Source organism: Methylobacterium sp. C1 (assembly GCF_001854385.1).
Taxonomy (GTDB): Bacteria; Pseudomonadota; Alphaproteobacteria; order Rhizobiales; family Beijerinckiaceae; genus Methylobacterium; species Methylobacterium radiotolerans.
In genome coordinates, this window is record NZ_CP017640.1 from 3638222 (window position 1) to 3655707 (window position 17486).

Annotated in this window: 16 protein-coding genes; 8 read left to right on the forward strand and 8 right to left on the reverse strand. The window is 68.5% G+C overall.

The features are described from left to right. Window positions 1-7: 7 nt before the first annotated feature. From BKE41_RS16930 to BKE41_RS16955, 6 genes are all read left to right on the forward strand, one after another. Window positions 8-625: a glutathione S-transferase gene (locus BKE41_RS16930; RefSeq protein ID WP_063110925.1), complete on the forward strand. Its 618-nt coding sequence runs from the start codon at window positions 8-10 to the stop codon at window positions 623-625. 58 nt (window positions 626-683) lie between these two features. Then, window positions 684-2747: a pyridoxamine 5'-phosphate oxidase family protein gene (locus BKE41_RS16935; protein ID WP_070999869.1), complete on the forward strand. Its 2064-nt coding sequence runs from the start codon at window positions 684-686 to the stop codon at window positions 2745-2747. A gap of 88 nt (window positions 2748-2835) precedes the next feature. Beyond that, the gene (locus BKE41_RS16940; RefSeq protein WP_029357881.1) at window positions 2836-3300 is read left to right on the forward strand and encodes a DUF1348 family protein; all 465 of its coding nucleotides are present in this window, start codon (window positions 2836-2838) and stop codon (window positions 3298-3300) included. 29 nt (window positions 3301-3329) lie between these two features. After that, window positions 3330-3692: a hypothetical protein gene (locus tag BKE41_RS16945; RefSeq protein ID WP_051252211.1), complete on the forward strand. Its 363-nt coding sequence runs from the start codon at window positions 3330-3332 to the stop codon at window positions 3690-3692. Window positions 3693-3810: 118 nt separating this feature from the next. After that, a complete protein-coding gene (locus BKE41_RS16950; protein WP_029357877.1) occupies window positions 3811-4701 on the forward strand; it encodes a LysR family transcriptional regulator in 891 nt (296 codons plus the stop codon). 198 nt (window positions 4702-4899) lie between these two features. Next, a complete protein-coding gene (locus BKE41_RS16955; protein WP_070999870.1) occupies window positions 4900-5865 on the forward strand; it encodes an alpha/beta hydrolase in 966 nt (321 codons plus the stop codon). A gap of 127 nt (window positions 5866-5992) precedes the next feature. Here BKE41_RS16955 and BKE41_RS16960 read toward each other — a convergent pair whose 3' ends face one another. After that, window positions 5993-6823 carry an oxidoreductase gene (locus BKE41_RS16960; protein WP_029357874.1) on the reverse strand — a complete coding sequence of 277 codons (831 nt, stop codon included), beginning with the start codon at window positions 6821-6823 and terminating at the stop codon, window positions 5993-5995. Window positions 6824-7018: 195 nt separating this feature from the next. Between BKE41_RS16960 and tehA the strand changes: the two genes are divergently transcribed. Next, window positions 7019-8047: a dicarboxylate transporter/tellurite-resistance protein TehA gene (tehA, locus tag BKE41_RS16965; protein ID WP_083374369.1), complete on the forward strand. Its 1029-nt coding sequence runs from the start codon at window positions 7019-7021 to the stop codon at window positions 8045-8047. Between the two features lie 507 nt (window positions 8048-8554). Here tehA and solA read toward each other — a convergent pair. From solA to BKE41_RS17000, 7 genes are all read right to left on the reverse strand, one after another. Further along, window positions 8555-9724, reverse strand: a complete 1170-nt coding sequence (gene solA / locus BKE41_RS16970) for an N-methyl-L-tryptophan oxidase (protein ID WP_063110378.1) — start codon at window positions 9722-9724, stop codon at window positions 8555-8557. Window positions 9725-9755: 31 nt separating this feature from the next. Beyond that, window positions 9756-10727 carry a dipeptidase gene (locus tag BKE41_RS16975; RefSeq protein WP_063110379.1) on the reverse strand — a complete coding sequence of 324 codons (972 nt, stop codon included), beginning with the start codon at window positions 10725-10727 and terminating at the stop codon, window positions 9756-9758. An 11-nt stretch (window positions 10728-10738) separates the two neighbouring features. Next, window positions 10739-11812, reverse strand: a complete 1074-nt coding sequence (locus tag BKE41_RS16980) for an ABC transporter ATP-binding protein (protein ID WP_058607804.1) — start codon at window positions 11810-11812, stop codon at window positions 10739-10741. 57 nt (window positions 11813-11869) lie between these two features. Then, the gene (locus tag BKE41_RS16985) at window positions 11870-12676 is read right to left on the reverse strand and encodes an ABC transporter permease (RefSeq protein ID WP_058607805.1); all 807 of its coding nucleotides are present in this window, start codon (window positions 12674-12676) and stop codon (window positions 11870-11872) included. Window positions 12677-12680: 4 nt separating this feature from the next. Next, the gene (locus BKE41_RS16990) at window positions 12681-13586 is read right to left on the reverse strand and encodes an ABC transporter permease (protein ID WP_083374370.1); all 906 of its coding nucleotides are present in this window, start codon (window positions 13584-13586) and stop codon (window positions 12681-12683) included. A 4-nt stretch (window positions 13587-13590) separates the two neighbouring features. Next, on the reverse strand, window positions 13591-14655 hold the full coding sequence (locus BKE41_RS16995) for an extracellular solute-binding protein (protein ID WP_058607806.1): 1065 nt from the start codon (window positions 14653-14655) through the stop codon (window positions 13591-13593). Between the two features lie 65 nt (window positions 14656-14720). After that, window positions 14721-15425 carry an isochorismatase family protein gene (locus BKE41_RS17000; RefSeq protein WP_058607807.1) on the reverse strand — a complete coding sequence of 235 codons (705 nt, stop codon included), beginning with the start codon at window positions 15423-15425 and terminating at the stop codon, window positions 14721-14723. Between the two features lie 157 nt (window positions 15426-15582). On the opposite strand from BKE41_RS17000, the gene BKE41_RS17005 reads away from it, so the two are divergent. Next, window positions 15583-16470 carry a LysR family transcriptional regulator gene (locus BKE41_RS17005; protein ID WP_159392759.1) on the forward strand — a complete coding sequence of 296 codons (888 nt, stop codon included), beginning with the start codon at window positions 15583-15585 and terminating at the stop codon, window positions 16468-16470. The last annotated feature ends 1016 nt before the right edge of the window (window positions 16471-17486 follow it).

The following is a 17486-nucleotide window of genomic DNA, read 5'->3' on the forward strand; positions in this document are numbered from 1 at the left end:
CGCGGTCATGAAGCTCTACCACCACCCCCTCTCGGGCCACGCGCATCGGGCGCGGCTGTTCCTCTCGTTGCTCGGCGTGCCGCACGAGGCGATCGAGGTCGACCTCAAGGCAGGCGCCCACAAGCGGCCCGAGTTCCTTGCCCTCAATCCGTTCGGCCAGGTGCCGGTCCTCGACGACGACGGAACCGTCGTCTCCGACTCGAACGCCATCCTCGTCTACGTGGCGCGCAAGCTGGGGCGGACCGATTGGCTGCCGGAGGATGCCGAGGGTGAGGCCGCCGTGCAGCGTTGGCTGTCGGTGGCGGCCGGCGAACTGGCCTACGGCCCGGCCGCCGCGCGCCTCGTCACCGTTTTCGGTGCCAATTTCCGGCCCGAGGAGGTGATCGGCCGGGCGCACACGCTGCTCGGTCGCCTGGAGGCCCATCTCACCGGGCGTGATTGGCTGGTCGGCGAGCGCCCCACCATCGCGGACGTCGCGCTCTACAGCTACCTGGCGCGCGCGCCGGAAGGCAACGTCGACCTGTCCGGCTACCCTACCGTCAACGCGTACCTTCGCCGGATCGAGGCCCTGCCGGGCTTCGTCCCGTTCGTCCAGACGCCGGCAGGCCTCACCGCCGCCGCGTGACCTCGCGGGTACGGGCGCACCTCTTGGTGCGCCCGACCGGAATGGATGGGAGAGCACCATGAGCGATGGTACGACGATGACGAAGCTCTCGACCTGGCACCCGGGCGAGACGGCCATCCAGCAGCAGGTTGGCGTCGCCGAGCGCATGGAGGACGTGGGTCGCCGCGTGGTGCGGGACTTCATGCCCGACCAGCACCGCGCCTTCTACGAGCAGATCCCCTTCATCGTGGCCGGCACCGTCGACCCGCAGGGCGACGCCTGGGCGACCCTGATCGCGGGGGCTCCCGGCTTCATCGGCTCCCCCAGCCCGACGGCCCTGGAAATCGCGGCCCGCCCCGACCCGAGCGACCCGGCGAGCGCGGGCCTGCGCGACGGCGACGCGCTCGGCCTCCTCGGGATCGAGCTTCACACCCGCCGACGCAACCGCGTGAACGGCCTCATCCGCGCTGCGGCGGACGGCATCCTGCACGTCGCCGTTGACCAGAGCTTCGGCAACTGCCCGCAGTACATCCAGCTGCGCGATCTCACCTTCGTCCACGACCCGCAGCTGCCCTTCTCGGGCTCCGTCGAAGAGAGCGCCGTGCTCGACGCCGATGCGCGCGCCATGATCGAGGCCGCCGACACCTTCTTCGTCGCCTCCTACGCCGAGCGCGACGACCGACGCCAGGTCGACGTCTCCCACCGGGGCGGCAAGGCCGGCTTCGTCCGAGTCGCAGCCGACGGCACGCTCACGGTCCCCGACTTCGCCGGCAACCTGTTCTTCGCGACGCTCGGCAACATCCTCCTGAACGGCAAGGCCGGCCTGGTCTTCGCAGACTTCGAGACGGGCGACCTCCTGCAGATGACCGGCGACGCCGAGGTCATCCTGTCCTCGCCCGAGATCGCGGCCTTCCAGGGTGCCGAGCGGCTCTGGACCTTCCAGCCGCGCCGCGTCGTGCGGCGGCGGGGCGCGCTGCCCCTGCGCTGGACCTTCCGGAAGGACGGCTGGTCGCCGAACTCCCTGATGACCGGCGACTGGCGCGAGGCCGGCGACCGGCTCCGTGCCGCCGACCTCGCGACGCGCTGGCGCCCGCTCACGGTCACCAAGATCGTGGACGAGAGCCGCACGATCCGCTCCTTCCACCTATTGCCGGCCGACGGTGCCGGGCTGATCCCGCACCAGGCCGGGCAGCACCTACCCATCCGCCTGACCCTTCCCGGCGCGGACAAACCGATCATCCGCACCTACACCCTCTCGGTTGCGCCCTCGGACGCGATGTACCGCATCAGCGTCAAGCGCGACGGGATGGTGTCGCGCCACCTGCACGACACGCTTCGGGTCGGCGACGTGGTCGAGGCGCGGGCACCGGCCGGCGGCTTCGTCATCGATGCCCACGCCAGGCGGCCGGCCGTGCTGCTCGCCGGCGGCATCTGCATCACACCGCTCCTCGCGATGCTGCGCCACGTCGTCTACGAGGGCCTGCGCACCCGGGGCATCCGGCCGACAACCCTGGTCCAGGCGGCCCGCTCCAAGGACGAGCGTCCCTTCGACCGGGAGGTGGCGGAGCTTGCGGACGCGGCCCATGGCGCGGTCCGAGTGGTGCGGGTGCTGAGCGCGCCCGGGGATGCCGTGGAGGGCGTCGACTACGACGTCGCTGGCAGGATCGACATGGCGCTGCTCGCCCGCGTGCTGCCGTTCGGCGATTACGACTTCTACCTCTGCGGTCCGGCGGCCTTCACGCAGGCGCTCTACGACGGGCTGCGGGGCCTGAACGTCTCCGACGACCGTATCCACGCCGAGACCTTCGGTCCCTCGTCCCTGGTCCGGAGCATGCCGGCGGATGCCGGGGCGGCCGCGCTGCCGCCGGCGTCGACGGAGCCGGTTCCGGTCGCCTTCCTGAACTCGTCGAAGGAGGCGCGCTGGACGCCGGACGCCGGAACGCTGCTCGAACTCGCCGAGGCCCGCGGCCTCAGCCCGGAATTCAGCTGCCGTACCGGGACCTGCGGCACCTGTCGGACGAAGCTCCTGAAAGGTGCGGTCACCTACGCGAAGGCGCCCACCGCGCCTCACGCGGCCGATGAGGTGCTGATCTGCTCGGCCACCCCGGCCGCGGGTACTGACCCCGTGCACCTCGCCCTCTGACCGGCGGCGATGGCCGAGGGTCACGTCCCGCCGGCCTGCCGACCGACCTCCCAACACGCGTCCACCCCGAAACCCCGAGGAGAAGCCGATGTCCCGTCCCCCGCTGCCGCCGTTCACCGAGGAGAGCGCCGTCGAAAAGGTCCGCCTCGCCGAGGACGGCTGGAACAGCCGCGATCCGGCCAAGGTCGCCCTGGCCTACACGACCGACACCCGCTGGCGGAACAGGGCAGAGTTCGTCACGAACCGGGAGGAGGCCCAGGCCTTCCTCACCCGCAAGTGGAACCGCGAACTCGACTACCGCCTGATCAAGGAGCTCTGGGCCTTCACCGGCAACCGCATCGCGGTGCGTTACGCCTACGAGTACCGCGACGACAGCGGCCAGTGGTTCCGGGCCTACGGCAACGAGAACTGGGAGTTCGCCGAGGACGGGCTGATGCGGGCCCGCCACGCCAGCATCAACGAACACCCGATCAGCGAGGCCGAGCGCCGGTTCCGCTGGCCGCTGGGGCGCCGGCCCGACGATCATCCGGGTCTCAACCACTTCGGCTTCTGAACCGACCTTCGAAGCGTGGGAATGCGGCCATGTCTTCCTTCACCCTGGACGGGCGCGTGCGCCTGTCCGTCACGCTCGCCCTGGCCGACGACGGCCGCGACCCGCCCGTTTCTCCAGGGCGGGAAGCGGAGGCCCGCGGGCTCGGGCTGTGCGGCGCCGAGGTCGACGCCGCGCGTCGCGGCCGGAGCTTCGACGCGCGCACGTCGCGGGCGCTGGTCCTGGCCCTGGCGGCGGCCTCCCGGGACGGCGAGTGCCTTCACGAGGCGCGTGCGCGGGCGGTGTGGTCAGGCATCCCCGCCGAGGTCTGCCGCGAGATCGAGAGCCTCGCCGTAGAGCTCGCTGGCGCCGGAGCGGCGCCGGACCCCGAACCCACTGTCGCCCGCGAAGGCTAGACGGCCAGGCCCGGCATGCCGTTCACCATGGCGCGACGGCTTGGCGGCGCTCCTGCTCGAACAGCTGTATTCGTCAAGGCCAGGATGGCCGGGCCGCTGGGGACGGGGGAGCAGGGACATGGACCGCTGGCAGGCCATGCGGATCTTCGCGAAGGTCGCGGAGACGGCGAGCTTCGCGGAGACCGCGCGCCTGATGCACATGAGCCCGCCGGCCGTGACGCGGGCCGTCGCCGCGTTGGAAGAGACCATCGGCGCCCGGCTGTTCGTGCGCACTACCCGTTCTGTGAAGCTGACCGAGGCGGGGGGGCGCTACTACGAGGATTGCCGGCGCATCCTGGCCGACATCGTCGAGGCCGAGGCCGCCGCCGCCGGTTCCTACGCGACGCCGTCCGGCACGCTCGCGGTGACGGCATCTGTCCTGTTCGGCCACATGCACGTGCTGCCCATCGTGACCAATTACCTCGACGCCTACCCGACCATGGCGGCACGGACGCTGTTCGTCGACCGGCAGGTGAACATCGTCGAGGAAGGCATCGACGTCGCCGTGCGCATCGGCCACCTCTCGGATTCCGGCTTCACGGCCGCGCGGGTCGGGTCGGTGCGCCGCGTCGTCTGCGGCTCGCCGGCTTACTTCGAGCGGCACGGCGTCCCGCAGACACCGCAGGACCTGAGGGACCACCGCGTCGCCATGTCCACGGGCGCCTGGGCCTCGACGGAGTGGCGGTTCGCGCAGGATCAGCGCGTGACGGTCCATCCCGCCTTGATGAGCAACACGAACGAGGCCGGCATCGCCGCGGCGCTCGCGGGCTGGGGCCTGACCCGGGTGCTGCACTACCAGATCGGCTCCGCCTTGCTGGAAGGCCGCCTGCAGGTCGTGCTCGCCGACTACGAGGAGGAGCCGCTGCCCATCCATGTGGTCTACCCCGAGGGGCGGCAGGCGCCGGCCAAGGTAAGGACCTTCGTCGACCTGGCCGTAGCGCGGCTGCGGGCCAACCGCCTGCTCAACTGAGCGGGCGCAAGGTCGATGCGAGGCGTCGGTCGGGGTCAGTTCGACCTAGCCGAGGTTAAAGGCACCAAGCGGTCCTATCTATTCCGCAGGCGACAACAATGCCTTCCACACGAAGCCGATTAACGCCTGCAAGCTGAAGACCGATGATGTCTCCATGAGGCGGCGAGCTCCTCGACGCCCCCACGAAAGGAGACACCGATGAAACACGTTCTGCTTGCCCTGATGCTCACGACGGCCGGCATCGTCCTTCCCCCTCATGCCAAGGCGGAGCAGGCCCCGGTCGCCGCCCAGACACCGGCGACGGTCCACTACCGTTCCGCGACGGTCGACGGCGTGAAGGTCTTCTATCGCGAGGCCGGCCCGGCCGACGGCCCGGTCGTGCTGCTCCTGCACGGCTTCCCGACCTCCTCGCACATGTTCCGCAACCTGATCCCGACGCTCGCGGACCGCTACCGCGTCATCGCGCCCGACTACCCCGGCTTCGGCCAGAGCGACGCGCCTGACCACACCCAGTTCGCCTACACCTTCGGCCACTACGCCGACCTGGTGGACGGCCTGCTCGGCCAACTCGGCGCCACCTCCTACGCGATGTACGTGATGGATTACGGCGCGCCGGTCGGCTACCGCCTCGCCCTCAAGCACCCCGACCGGGTGACCGGCCTGATCGTCCAGAACGGCAACGCCTACGACGAGGGGTTGCGCGAGTTCTGGGATCCGATCAAGGCGTACTGGGCCGACGGCTCGGCCAAGAGCCGCGAGGCGCTGTCGGGTCTCGTGACCCTCCCCACGACGATCTTCCAGTACACGGACGGCGTGCGGGACGTCTCCAGGATCAGCCCGGACAACTGGGTCCACGACCAAGCCCTGCTCGACCGGCCCGGCAACAAGGATGTCCAGCTCGACCTGTTCTACGACTACCGGACGAACGTGCCGCTCTACCCGCAATTCAAGGCATTCTTCCGCGAGCGCAAGCCGCCGACGCTGATCGTCTGGGGCAAGAACGACAAGATCTTCCCCGAGGAAGGGGCGCACCCCTACCTGAGGGACCTGCCGGACGCGGAGCTGCACATCCTCGACACTGGCCACTTCGCGCTGGAGGACAAGCTGGACGAGATGGCGCCCCTCATCCGCGGCTTCCTCGACAAGCAGGTGGCGAAGCGCTGACCCTTTCGACGGGCCTGGCTGGCAGGCGCGACGCGGACCGCGCCCCTTACATGGGGGTGCGGTCCTTGGCATTCCCGCCGCGTTTCGGTGACCGTGAGAGCGGGGCATCTGCGGGGGAGACCTGGCGTCAAGGTTGGAAGTCGGTCGAGAGGCTGAGCTCGCGCCACGCACGCAACTCGGCCAGCCGCGCCTCGTCGCCGGCCTCGGCCCGCGCGTAGGCGTCGCTACCCAGCACCAGACGCAGCGGTGGGGCCTTCGCCGAGACCACGGTCATCATCGCCCGGGCGGCGCGCTCTGGGTCGCCGGGCTGTTTGCCGTCGTAGGCCCGCTGCATGGCGGCGACCTGGCCGACGGTCTCGGCGTAAGCCGGACTGCCTTCCGCGATGCGCGTCGACGATCCCGCGAAGTCCGTCCGGAAGCCGCCGGGCTCCACGATGGTGACGTGCACGCCGAAGGGCTTCATCTCGATGGCGAGAACCTCGGAGAACCCCTCCACGCCGAACTTCGCGGCCGAGTACGGGCCGCGACCGGTCGCGCCGGTTCGCCCCCCGATGGAGGAGACCTGCAGAAAGTGGCCACGGCGCTGCGTCCGAAAGAGGGGAATGGCCGCCTTGGTCACGTTGACGACCCCGAACAGGTTCGTCTCGACCTGCGCCCGGAACGAGGCGAGGTCGGTGTCCTCGATGGGCGCGACGTCGCCGTACCCGGCGTTGTTGACGACGACGTCGACGCGTCCGAACCGCTCTACGGCAGCCTCGACTACCCGACGCGCCGCCTCCTCGTCGGTGACGTCGAGGGGCAACGCGAGCACGCGCTCGCCGCCGGCCTCGACGAGGTCCACGAGCGCGGCAGGGTCGCGCGCCGTCGCGCAGAGCCGCTCGCCCGCCGCGACGACGGCCTGGGCCAAGGCCCGGCCGAGGCCACGTGACGAGCCCGTGACGAACCAGGTCCTATCCATCTTCACCACCGCTTCTTCATGTTTCGAAGACGCCGAGATCGGTGGCTGAGCGGCTGCCCTCAAGCATCGCGTCGCGAACCTCTCCATTGCCGAGAGAGGAATAAAGATCGGGGCCGTCGTCCATTATCATCCTTGTCGAGAAGCGGTGGGCGCAGCGCCCGCCCGACAACATCCCGACCTCACAGGAGAACGGTCATGACCACGGTCTCTATCGTCGCCAGCCCACGCCTCCACCTCGCGCAGCGCATTAGGGAAGTCGCCGCGAACACGCCGGCCGCCTACTTCGGCATCGTCCTGGGGCTATCCGGCCTGGGCGGGGCCTGGCGCGCGGCCGCGCTCGCCTGGCACCTGCCCACGGTCGTCGGGGAGGCGGTCTACGTACTCGCCGGCGCAGTCTGGGCCGTGCTCGTCGTCCTCTATGCCCTCAAGGCCCTCCTCGCCCCGGACAAGCTGGCGGTCGAGGCGGCCCATGCGGTCCAGTGCTGCTTCATCGGCCTCGCCGGCGTGGCGACCATGCTCGTCGCGAGCGGGCTCATCCCTTACTCGGCCGGAGCCGCAACCGTCCTGTTCGGCCTCGGCTTCCTGTTCACGCTCGGCTTCGCGGTCTGGCGGACGGGCGGCCTCTGGCAAGGCGGCCGGGACCACGGCACCACCACCGCGGTGCTGTACCTGCCGACCGTGGCCGGAAGCTTCGTCTCGGCGACCGGGGCGTCGGCCCTGGGCTACCAGGATTGGGGTCAGCTCGCCTTCGGCGCCGGCCTGTTCTCCTGGCTTGCGATGGAATCGGTTCTGCTCCACCGACTGCTGACCGGGCCTGAGAAGCCCGTCGCGTTGCGCCCGACCCTGGGCATCCAGCTGGCGCCCGCGCCGGTGGGGGCGGTGGCCTACCTCTCGGTCGGGGGCGGAGCGCCGGACCTCTTCGCGCATGCCCTGATCGGCTATGGTCTGCTCCAGGTTCTGGTTCTGGCCCGGCTCTCGCCGTGGATCGCGAAGGCCGGCGCTGTCCCCGGGCTCTGGGCCTTCAGCTTCGGCGCGACTGCCATGGCAATGGCCCCGGTTCGCCTGGTAGACCATGGCGATGCCGGAGCGGTCGCCGTCCTCGCCCCGGTGCTTTTCCTGGCAGCGAACGGCCTCGTCGTCGGCCTTACCATCCTGACCGTGGCTTTACTGCTCCAGGGCAAGATGTTTGCTGCACCGACGGCAGCCAGCCAAGCACGGGCGTGACCGCGCCCCCGGTCATCCCGCCAAGTAACCCGACGACTGCTTTCGAAGGGTTGTTGAGTGCCTTGCTGTTGGACCAGCCACCGATCACGGTGGAGCGTTCTTGTTCGTGTTGCTTCGGCAGCGGTTCGTTGCCGAGGACGTTATGGTGGTCGGAGCAACCATTCCATCTCAACAACAGCTGTTGGCCTCCAAGCGGCTATTCCAATGTCTTCGGTCGGAGGTCAGCTGATGGCGCAACTGAGACCTAGAAGCTGAGCTCCTACAGCGTCCGCTTTGGAGAATCCGCCAGACTCGGCTGAGCGGCTGAAATGGGCGCGAAGCCGACCGTCTGGTGTTGCGGATCGCGGTGATCCGGCGCGGCATAGTCTGGCCAAAACCCGCCGGTCTATTCATAGGCCCGCATATTGAAAGAACAGACGTAAAGCGCCAGCGAGGGCCAACCCATCATCTTATGGGCTGGCAAGCCAGGGCGAACAGAGCTGGGGCTGAACGGGTCCAAGCCTCAGATCATACGGAGCTTTGGACAGTGCTCGCATACGAACGTGGTGCGAAGCGGTCGAGCGCATGCAGGCTGAGGTCAAAGCCCGGCCTTCCGCCCGTGGCGAGGTCGGCAAGAACTTCGCCCACGACGCTGCAAAACTTGTAACCGTGGCCTGAGCAGGGTGAGGCGACGACGACCTGCGGCAGGTCCGGCAGCGTGTCGATCACGAAGTGCTCGTCCGGCGTATTGGTGAAGAAGCAGGCCCGCATCGCCATGGTCGGACCGTTCGCTTGGGGGAAGTAGCGGCTGACGCAGGGGCGCAGCACTGCCTCGTCCTCGGCTCCGCACTCCCGCGACAAGGTATCGGCACCGCCCGTCTCGCCGAGATGGTGCCAACGGCCAATCTTGAAGCCCGGCACGTGCCAGACCGGGAAGCCGTAAAACTTGCCCTCTTCGACCTCCATGTTGAACACCGGGAAGCGGTCCGGCGCGAACAGGGCCGGCTCCCGTGGCTGGAACCACCCGAGCACCTGCCGCTCGGGCACAGCGACGGCTTTCAGCTGCGGCACGAATTTGCCCATCCACGAACCCGCCGAGAGGATCAGGTGCCCCGCCTCGTAGGTGCCTCGCTCCGTCCGGACGCGCACGCCCGAGGCTGTCGGCTCCCAGCTCAGCGCCGGCTCCCGCGCCCGGATCTCGGCGCCGGCCGCCTGCGCCTGCGTGACGTGCGCGACGATCGCGCGCTCGGCCGAGACGAAGCCGCCGTCCGGCTGGAGAACGGCCCGGTGCGTGTCGGGCAGGTTGTAGCCCGGCGCCACGCGCCGCAGCTCGGCGCCGTCGAGCAGACGGTGCGGGAGGTCGTGCATCCGGCAGGCCGCGAGCGAGCCCTCGACCATGGCGCTGCCCTCCGGCCCCGCATCGATCGACCCGGTGATGAAGAGGAGTTGCTCGCCGAAGCGTCCCTCCAGTTCCCGCCAGTTCTCGTAGGCGCGGCGCAGCAGCGGCACGTAGGAGGGGTCCTCGAAGTAGGCGAGGCGGATGATCCTGTTGAAGCCATGCGAGGACCCCATGGCGTGCGGGATGTCGAAGCGCTCGAGGCCCAGAACCCGGACGCCCCGGCGGGCCAGATGCCAGCAGGCGGCCGATCCCATGCCGCCGACGCCGAGCACGATGACGTCGTAGGTGTTCGCTGACATCGTTAGATCTCCGAAGTTGGGCGAGACGCGCTCAGGCCCAGACGTCGCCGAGCAGGGCGAGCCAGTTGCCGCCCATGACGCGCTCGATGCGGGCGGCGGGCCAGCCGCGCCGCTCCATCGCGGCGGTGAGGTTCGGGAAGTCGCCGATGACGCGGATGCCTTCGGGGTTCAGGACCTCACCGAAATCCGTGAGCTTGCGACCGTCACCCTTGTCGTGGGTGATGTAGTCGAAGAAGGCCTGTCCGTAGCCCTGGGTGAAGTCAGTGCCGATGCCGGTGTTCTCTTCGCCGACCAGGTCGATCACGTACGCGATGGCGTCGAGATAGTCCTCGATCGTCGCGGCCGCGCCCCGGGCCAGGAACGGCGGGAACATGGTCACGCCCACGAAGCCGCCCCGCTCGGCGATGAAGCGCAGCTGCGCGTCCGTCTTGTTGCGCGGATGATCCTTCAGGGCGGCGGGCAGGCAGTGGGAGTAGGCGACGCGTCGCTGCGAGGCGCGGATCGCGTCTTCGCTGGTCTTCGGTCCGACATGCGAAAGGTCGCACAGGATGCCGAGGCGGTTCATCTCGGCCAGCACGTCGCGGCCGAAATCGGACAACCCGCTGTCGCGGGACTCGTAGCAGCCCGAGCCGACGAGGTTCTGGGTGTTGTAGGTCAGCTGGACGATCCGTAGGCCGAGCGCGTGGAACAGCTCCAGGTACTCGATGCGGTCCTCGATCGCGCTGGTGTTCTGCCAGCCGTGGATGATGCCGGTGCGGCGCTCCGCCTTCGCGCGGTGGATATCGGCGACGTCGTGGACCGGGGTGATCAGGTCGGCGTGCTCGCGGAACCAGCGCCGCCAGCGGGCCATCGTCCGCATGGTCGTGGCGAAATCCTCCCAGACGGAGCAGGTGCAGTTGGCCGCCGTGACGCCGCCACGTCGCATGTCGGCGAAGACCTCGGGCCCGAAGTCGGAGACGATCAGCCCGTCGATCACGATCAGGTCGTCGTGCCGGATGGCCATGGGGCGTCCTCTCAGAGTTCGACAGGGACGAAGTGGCAGGCGTCCGGCGGGACGGCGACGTGAACGCGCGCGCCGGGTTCGAGCATGGCCGGGCCGCCGGTTGCAGGGGTCGCCCGGCGCGCCGTCAGGCACAGGCCGGACGGGGTCCGCAGCCTGTACTCGACGGCAAGACCCCGGTAGGTCGCCGCCTCGATCTCGGCATCCAGCGTGTCGGGCGCGGTGTCCGCGCCGGAGGGCGTGATCCGGACGCGCTCGGGCCGGATCGCCAGGACCGTCGCCCCGCGGCCGGCGCCAGCGACCGGAACGCGGATCGCGTTGCCGTCGGCGAGCCGGAACGTGCCCGGTCCCTCCACCGTCCCCGGCAGGAGGTTCGTCACGCCCATGAATTCCGCCACGAAACGCGAGCGTGGCGCACCGAACACCGCCTCCGGGCTGCCGTCCTGCTCGATCCGCCCGGCGCGCATCACGACGATACGGTCGGCGATCGAGAGCGCCTCGTCCTGATCGTGCGTGACGAAGATCGTGGTGATGCCCATTGCCTTCTGGATCTGGCGGATCTCGAGCTTCATCTCCCCGCGCAGCTGCGCGTCGAGGTTGGAGAGCGGCTCGTCTAGGAGCAGCACCGAGGGCTCGATCACCAGGGCGCGGGCGAGCGAGACCCGCTGCTGCTGGCCGCCGGACAGCTGCTTGGGCAGCCGATCCGCCATCGCCGACAGGCGCACCCGGTCGAGCGCCCGAGCGACGCGCGACGCGATCTCGGCCCGGGGAAGGCGACGCATCTCCAGGCCGAAGGCGACGTTCTGGGCGATGCTCATGTGCGGGAACAGGGCGTAGCTCTGGAAGCCGAAGCCGATGTTGCGCTTGGCCGGCGGCAGACGGGTCACGTCGCGGCCGCCGATCAGGATGCTGCCGGCATCCGCCTCGACGAACCCGCCGATCATCCGCAGCGTCGTGGTCTTGCCGCAGCCCGAGGGGCCGAGCAGGGCGACGAGCTGGCCTTCGGGCACATCGAGGGTGATGTCGTCCACGGCCGTGAAGCTGCCGTAGCGCTTGATCAGGGAGCGAAGGGCGACCGTTGTCGACATGGTCCGATCTCCGGGCTGTCAGGTAGCAGTCTCAGCAGGCAGGCTCAGAATGCAGTCTCAGAAGGCTTGGGCGAGACGCGCGTAGCGGTCGCTGACGAGGAGCGCCGTCCCGACGATCAGGATCTGGACGGCGGCGACGGCCGCGACCGTCCCGTCGAGGTTCCATTCGAGGTAGTTGACCAGGGCGATCTGCAGCGTCGTGCGTCCCGGGCCGACGAGGAAGATCGACTTCTCCAGATCGATGAACGAGATCACGAAGGAGAACAGGGCGGCCGCGACGATCGCGGGCCGGATCGCCGGAAGGGTCACGCGCCGCAGCACGGTGAGCGGGTCGGCTCCGAGGCTCGCCGCGGCCTCCTCGATCGCCCGATCGGCCGACGCGAGGGACGCGCTGACCAGACGGATGGTCCAGGGCAGCGCGATCAGCGTGTGCGCCACGAGCAGACCGCCGAGCGTGCCGGCCACCTGGATGTCGAGCAGCGCCTCGACCTCGATGAAGGCTATGAACAGGGCGGCGCCGCCGACGATGCCGGGTACGACCATCGGTGCAAGCAGCAGGGCCTGCACGGCGTCGCGGCCGGGGAAGCGGCCGCGCACCAGGCCGAGGCTCGCCGGCACGCCGAGGGTGAGGCTCGCCGCCGTGGCGAACAGCGCCGTCTCCACACTGGTGACGAAGCCATCGCGAAAGGCGTCCGTGTCGAGGGCGCGCGCGTACCAGTCGAGGGTGTAGCCGCTCGCCGGGAAGGCGAGGATGCGGTTGGCGAAGAATGACACCCAGACGATGACCACCAGCGGCAGCACGATGAAGACGAGGACCGCGCCCGAGATGGCGCCGTAGGTCCGGCGGATGCCTGCGCGCGACATGGCCCTACTCCGACCAGCGCCGGTAGCGGCGCTGTACGAGGACGTTGGCGGTGGTGGTCAGCACGAGGGTGACCGTCATCAGCACGAAGGCGAGGGCCGCACCGAACGGCCAGTTCATCGCCTTGGCGACCTGCTGGTAGACCTCGGGCGCCATCATGTGGAATTGCGGTCCGCCGATCAGCACCGGCGTGGCGTAGGCGTTCATCGACAGGATGAAGCACAGCATCGTGCCAGCGAGCAGCCCGGGCAGCGCGAGGGGCAGCACGACCCGCCGCAGGATCGTGAGGTGCCCGGCGCCCAGACTCTCGGCCGCCTCTTCCAGGACCGGATCGATCCGCTCGAGCACGCTCTGCAGCGTCACGATCATGAAGGGCAGCGTCACCGAGACGAGGCCGATCACCACGGCGCTGGGGGTGTACATCAACCGGGGCGGCGTGAGCCCCATCCCGGAGAGCAGGGCGGCGAGAAGGCCCTTGTCGCCGAGAATGACCATCCAGGCGGCGGTGCGGACCGCGTTGCCCATGAGGAGCGGCAGGATGATGAGGATCAGGAGCTTCGACTTCCAGCGTGGCCCGACCTGCCGCACCAGGGCATAGGCGACCGGGAAGCCGAGCACGAGGCAGATCAGCGTTGAGAGGGCCGCCACCCAGAGGGTCGTCAGCAAGACGTCCCGATAGAAGCTGTCGTGCAGAAACTTGGCGTAGTTGGCGAGGGTGAGCCCCTCGACCATCAGCTCACCGGGGACGAACCGGTTGAAGCTGTAGCGGAGCATCAGGGCGAGCGGCCCGAGAAGCGCCAGGACGACCAGCAGCGTGCCCGGCAGGACGCCGCCGACCCCCGAGGGGATGCGCGGCCGGGCCCGCGCTGCGCGATCGAGCGCCAGGACCTCCGAGCGTGCGAGGGTGGCCATCGGATCAGCGCGCCATCGTCTTGTTCCACCACTCGAGCCACTCGGCGGTGTTCTTCGAGACGTAGGCATAATCCGGGAAGTTGAGGTGCTCGCGCTCCTCGGGGGAGAAGTCGATCCGGGCGCGCAGCTCGGGGCTCAGCTCGGCCGCGCCGTTGGCCGGCGCGTAGAAGCTCGCCGCGGCGAGCTCGGCCATCGCCTTCCGGTCGAGCATCGCGTTCAGGTAGACGTAGGCTCCGTCTGGGTTCGGCGCGCGCTTCGGCATCCCGGCGCCGAAGGTGATCGCGATCGCGCCCTCCTTCGGATACTGGATGGCCAGCGGCGAGCCCTCGCCAATCCATTGCAGGCCGCGGGCCTTGTAGTTCAGGGCGATGTCGACCTCGCCGGTGGCCAGCGCCGCGCCGAGCTGCTGATGCGCGGCGTAGAGCCGGGGCTGGACCAATTCCTTCAGCGCGACGAGCCGCTCGCGGCCGGTCTCGACGCTCGTCAGGTTGCCGCCCTGGATCAGGCCGGACATCATCATGTAGTTGAAGTAGAGCTGATTGGTCAGACCGAGGCGGCCGGCCCACCTCTTGTCCCAGAGTTCCGCGTAAGATTTCGGCGGATCCTTGATCTTGTCCTTGTTATAGATAAGCACCACGCCACTGTAGAGCCACGGGACGAAATAATCTTTGCGCAGGGCCGGTACCACGTCGCCGTAGTTCGGGATGCGCGACCGGTCGAGGTCGGCCAGCACGTCCTGCTTCATCATCTCGAACCCGTCCGAGTCGTTCAGATGAATCACGTCGATGCTGCCCCGGCGCAGGCGGCGCTCGGCGAGGAGCTTGGCCTTGCGCTCCGGTTCCATGCCGAGATCGCGCACGACGGTCAGTCCCTGCGCCTCCACCAGGGGCGTCTCGACGAAGCGCACCGTGCGCTGGTTCCAGTCGCCGCCCCAGTTGGAGACGACGACCGTTCCGGCCGCCGCGCGCGCCTCGCGTCCCGCCCCCGCCGTGAGGATGGCCGCCGCGCCGCCGAGGAGCGCCTGCCGGCGCGTCGGCGAGAATCGATCGAGAGACAAGTCAGCACGCATCGGCTCACACTCCTGCATGGGCGGCGGGTCGAGGATCGGATCGCGTCGGACGATGGCCCGGGTCGTCAGGCGGCGTTGCGCAGCCCGACCTCGTCGAGGTAGGCGACGCAGCGCTCCAGCGGCTCGACGTCGGCGAACTTCGCGTCGATATCGAAGAGGTTCCAGGCGACGGCGCCCGGCACGCGGTCGCCGATGCACTCGCGCACCGCGATGGTCCGGAAGCCCTCGGCGAGACCGTCGCAGAGCGTGGTGCGCACGCAAGCCGAGGCGGTCACGCCCGTGACCAGGATCGTGTCGACGTTGTTGGCGCGCAGGAACCCGGCAAGGTAGGTCCCGTGAAAGGCGCTCGCCCGCTTCTTCACCAGGACCTGCTCGCCCGGCACCGGCTCGATGCGGCTGTCGATCGCCCAGAGCTCGGGCTTGTTCTGATCCACGACCTCGACCGGGATCTTGCGGTGCCACAGGCCCATGTCGGTCTTGGGGCTGTCGACGTCGGTGACCTGGTAGCAGGTGGTGACGTGCACGACCGGGTGGTTGTTGCGGCGGCAGGCGGCCAAGAGCGCCTGAACTCCGGGGATGATCTGCTCGTCGATGTTCTCGCAGGTGAAGGGATTGCCCGGCCGCGTCCAGGCGTTGGCGAGGTCGACATTGATTAGGGCGGGACGCCGTCCGAACCCGACGCGGCGCTGGAAACCGCGCTCCTTGTACAGAGCGCGCGCCTCCGCGAAGGCCGCTTCGAGAGCGCTGTCGAGTTCGGTGTTGAAAGCCATCTGCCTCGTCCCTTGCATCGTTCGTTCCAGCCCGCCGCAGCGGGGATGGAGAGAGGATGTTGCAGACGGCCTCCGGTGTGAAATGATGAGTTTGGCGTGATTGATACGGATTTGGACATCAATGCGGTTTGACGTCAGGCACATCTCGAGCTGCCTTGTGCTGGCGCAGGAGCTTCATTTCGGGCGGGCTGCGCAGCGCCTCGCGACGACGCAGCCGGGTCTCAGCCGGCTCGTTGCGGAACTGGAGGCCGAGGTCGGCGTGAAGCTGTTCCGCCGTACGACTCGAACGGTCGAGGTGACGGAGGCCGGGCGTGCCTTCTTGGCCGAGTGTAGGATCGGTATCGACCATCTGGAGCGGGCCGTGACGCTGGCGCGGCGCACGGCGACCGGCATGGCCGGCGTCCTGCGCGTCGGCTACATGGATTTCGCGATCAACGGCCGGTTGCCGGAGCTGGTCCGAGCGTTCAGCGAATTTCGACCGGCGATCCGGCTGGAGCTGTCGCACGTGCCCTCGCAATCCCAGCGCGAGGCCCTGCTTAACGACCGCATCGACGTCGGCTTCACGCTCAGCGCGGTCGAGAACGAGCACTTCGAGAGCCTGCTGTTCGACCGCGACTCCTATGTGGCCCTGCTGCCGGTGACCCATCCACTCTCGAACGCGCGCAGCCTGACCCTCAAGGATCTCGCCGGCGAGCCGTTCGTGCTGGGGTCTGGCGGGAGCTGGAGCGCCTATCGCGAAGCCTTCTTCGCGATTTGCCATCGGCGCGGCTTTCACCCGACCATCAGCCAGGAGGCCTCGTCGAGCGAGGGTATCTTCGGCCTCGTCGCGGCGGGAACTGGTGTGAGCACCTATGCGAGCTGTGTGCGCAACGTGCAGCGGCGCGGGATCGTAATCCGCTCCCTCGACGACGTGCCTGATACCATCGCAACCTACGCCACTTGGATGAAGCCGGCCCGATCCACCAGCCTTGAAGCCTTCACCACCTTCCTGGCGACGGTGTGGGGCTCGGCGCCGGCGCGTTCCAATACGCGGTCGAAGTTTTGAGAACACAAACGGAGGTGGGTTGCCTCTGCTCTCCTGCGGCACAGGGCAACGCCGGACGCCGGTCAAGAGTCACATTCAAAGGATAAGATGTAAGCCCGAGCCGTTTTGTCGAATATCTCATAGCGTTGTTAACTTCAACCTATCGATCCAGCTCCCGTGATGTCCGCTTCGGAGATATGTTCAAACTGTGCCGCATGACTGGGATGGGCGCAAAGCGGAAGAGCCGCTTCGGACCTCAAGGCTTCCCGTACCGAGGCCGGCACATGATACGCCGCTTCAGATATCCCGAGAACGCCAAGCTTGAATTACTCAACCCTTCGATAGAGCCCTCTCCCGACCGGAAATCCGATGAACTCTCACGGTGCGGTGGCAACATCCGACGAGCCTCGGATGAGCGATCCAGGGGTGAGGTCAGCATGCCCTCGAGGGCGGCAATGACGACCTTCTACCGGCCTCGTGGAACGACGGACGCTGTCGATAGCAGACGACCGTAGACGGCAGACCGCGAAGGAAAACATATTCCCTCGAGGAACACATGCGAATGAATTCAACGGTCTGCTTCAGCTTCCCAAGCTGAATGTCGTCGGTTCGATCCCGATCGCCCGCTCCACCTAACTCATTGTAGCTTTTGAGATTTCTCGTGCCCTGACCGGCCGAGGTGTTCCCCATGTTCCTCATGGTGTTCCCCGCCGTTCCCCATAGCGTTGAGAAGCCCCTTCGGCTCGGCCGAGGCCTGCCTGCGGGATCGAGCTTGGCGGTAGGAGTGCCGATCTGCTGCGGGCGGACTCATCGGGCCGCAGGCGAGACTGAACCAGAAAATTTGCTCAGACGAACAGGCCGGCACGAGCAGGGCTTCAGCTGCCGCTCTCGAGGCGCTTTGGCGAGCGTTCGGCTCTGCGCCATCAGCGGACTTCGACGCACCGCCCGGACCCGGACATTCACTCGAAGCTAGGCGAGCGTCCGATCTCGGCCCGTGTCGGCCTTGCGGCAAGTCATCCCATACGTCCCGAAGCGGT

Excerpts from the sequence above, each read along its gene's own strand:
- BKE41_RS16930 (WP_063110925.1), top strand. The coding sequence starts at position 8 with ATGAAGCTCTACCACCACCCCCTCTCGGGCCACGCGCATCGGGCGCGG.
- BKE41_RS16980 (WP_058607804.1), bottom strand. The coding sequence starts at position 11,812 with ATGTCGACAACGGTCGCCCTTCGCTCCCTGATCAAGCGCTACGGCAGC.
- solA (WP_063110378.1), bottom strand. The coding sequence starts at position 9,724 with ATGTCAGCGAACACCTACGACGTCATCGTGCTCGGCGTCGGCGGCATG.
- BKE41_RS16935 (WP_070999869.1), top strand. The coding sequence starts at position 684 with ATGAGCGATGGTACGACGATGACGAAGCTCTCGACCTGGCACCCGGGC.
- BKE41_RS16975 (WP_063110379.1), bottom strand. The coding sequence starts at position 10,727 with ATGGCCATCCGGCACGACGACCTGATCGTGATCGACGGGCTGATCGTC.
- BKE41_RS16985 (WP_058607805.1), bottom strand. The coding sequence starts at position 12,676 with ATGTCGCGCGCAGGCATCCGCCGGACCTACGGCGCCATCTCGGGCGCG.
- BKE41_RS16945 (WP_051252211.1), top strand. The coding sequence starts at position 3,330 with ATGTCTTCCTTCACCCTGGACGGGCGCGTGCGCCTGTCCGTCACGCTC.
- tehA (WP_083374369.1), top strand. The coding sequence starts at position 7,019 with ATGACCACGGTCTCTATCGTCGCCAGCCCACGCCTCCACCTCGCGCAG.
- BKE41_RS16995 (WP_058607806.1), bottom strand. The coding sequence starts at position 14,655 with ATGCGTGCTGACTTGTCTCTCGATCGATTCTCGCCGACGCGCCGGCAG.
- BKE41_RS16960 (WP_029357874.1), bottom strand. The coding sequence starts at position 6,823 with ATGGATAGGACCTGGTTCGTCACGGGCTCGTCACGTGGCCTCGGCCGG.
- BKE41_RS17000 (WP_058607807.1), bottom strand. The coding sequence starts at position 15,425 with ATGGCTTTCAACACCGAACTCGACAGCGCTCTCGAAGCGGCCTTCGCG.
- BKE41_RS16950 (WP_029357877.1), top strand. The coding sequence starts at position 3,811 with ATGGACCGCTGGCAGGCCATGCGGATCTTCGCGAAGGTCGCGGAGACG.
- BKE41_RS16990 (WP_083374370.1), bottom strand. The coding sequence starts at position 13,586 with ATGGCCACCCTCGCACGCTCGGAGGTCCTGGCGCTCGATCGCGCAGCG.
- BKE41_RS16955 (WP_070999870.1), top strand. The coding sequence starts at position 4,900 with ATGAAACACGTTCTGCTTGCCCTGATGCTCACGACGGCCGGCATCGTC.
- BKE41_RS16940 (WP_029357881.1), top strand. The coding sequence starts at position 2,836 with ATGTCCCGTCCCCCGCTGCCGCCGTTCACCGAGGAGAGCGCCGTCGAA.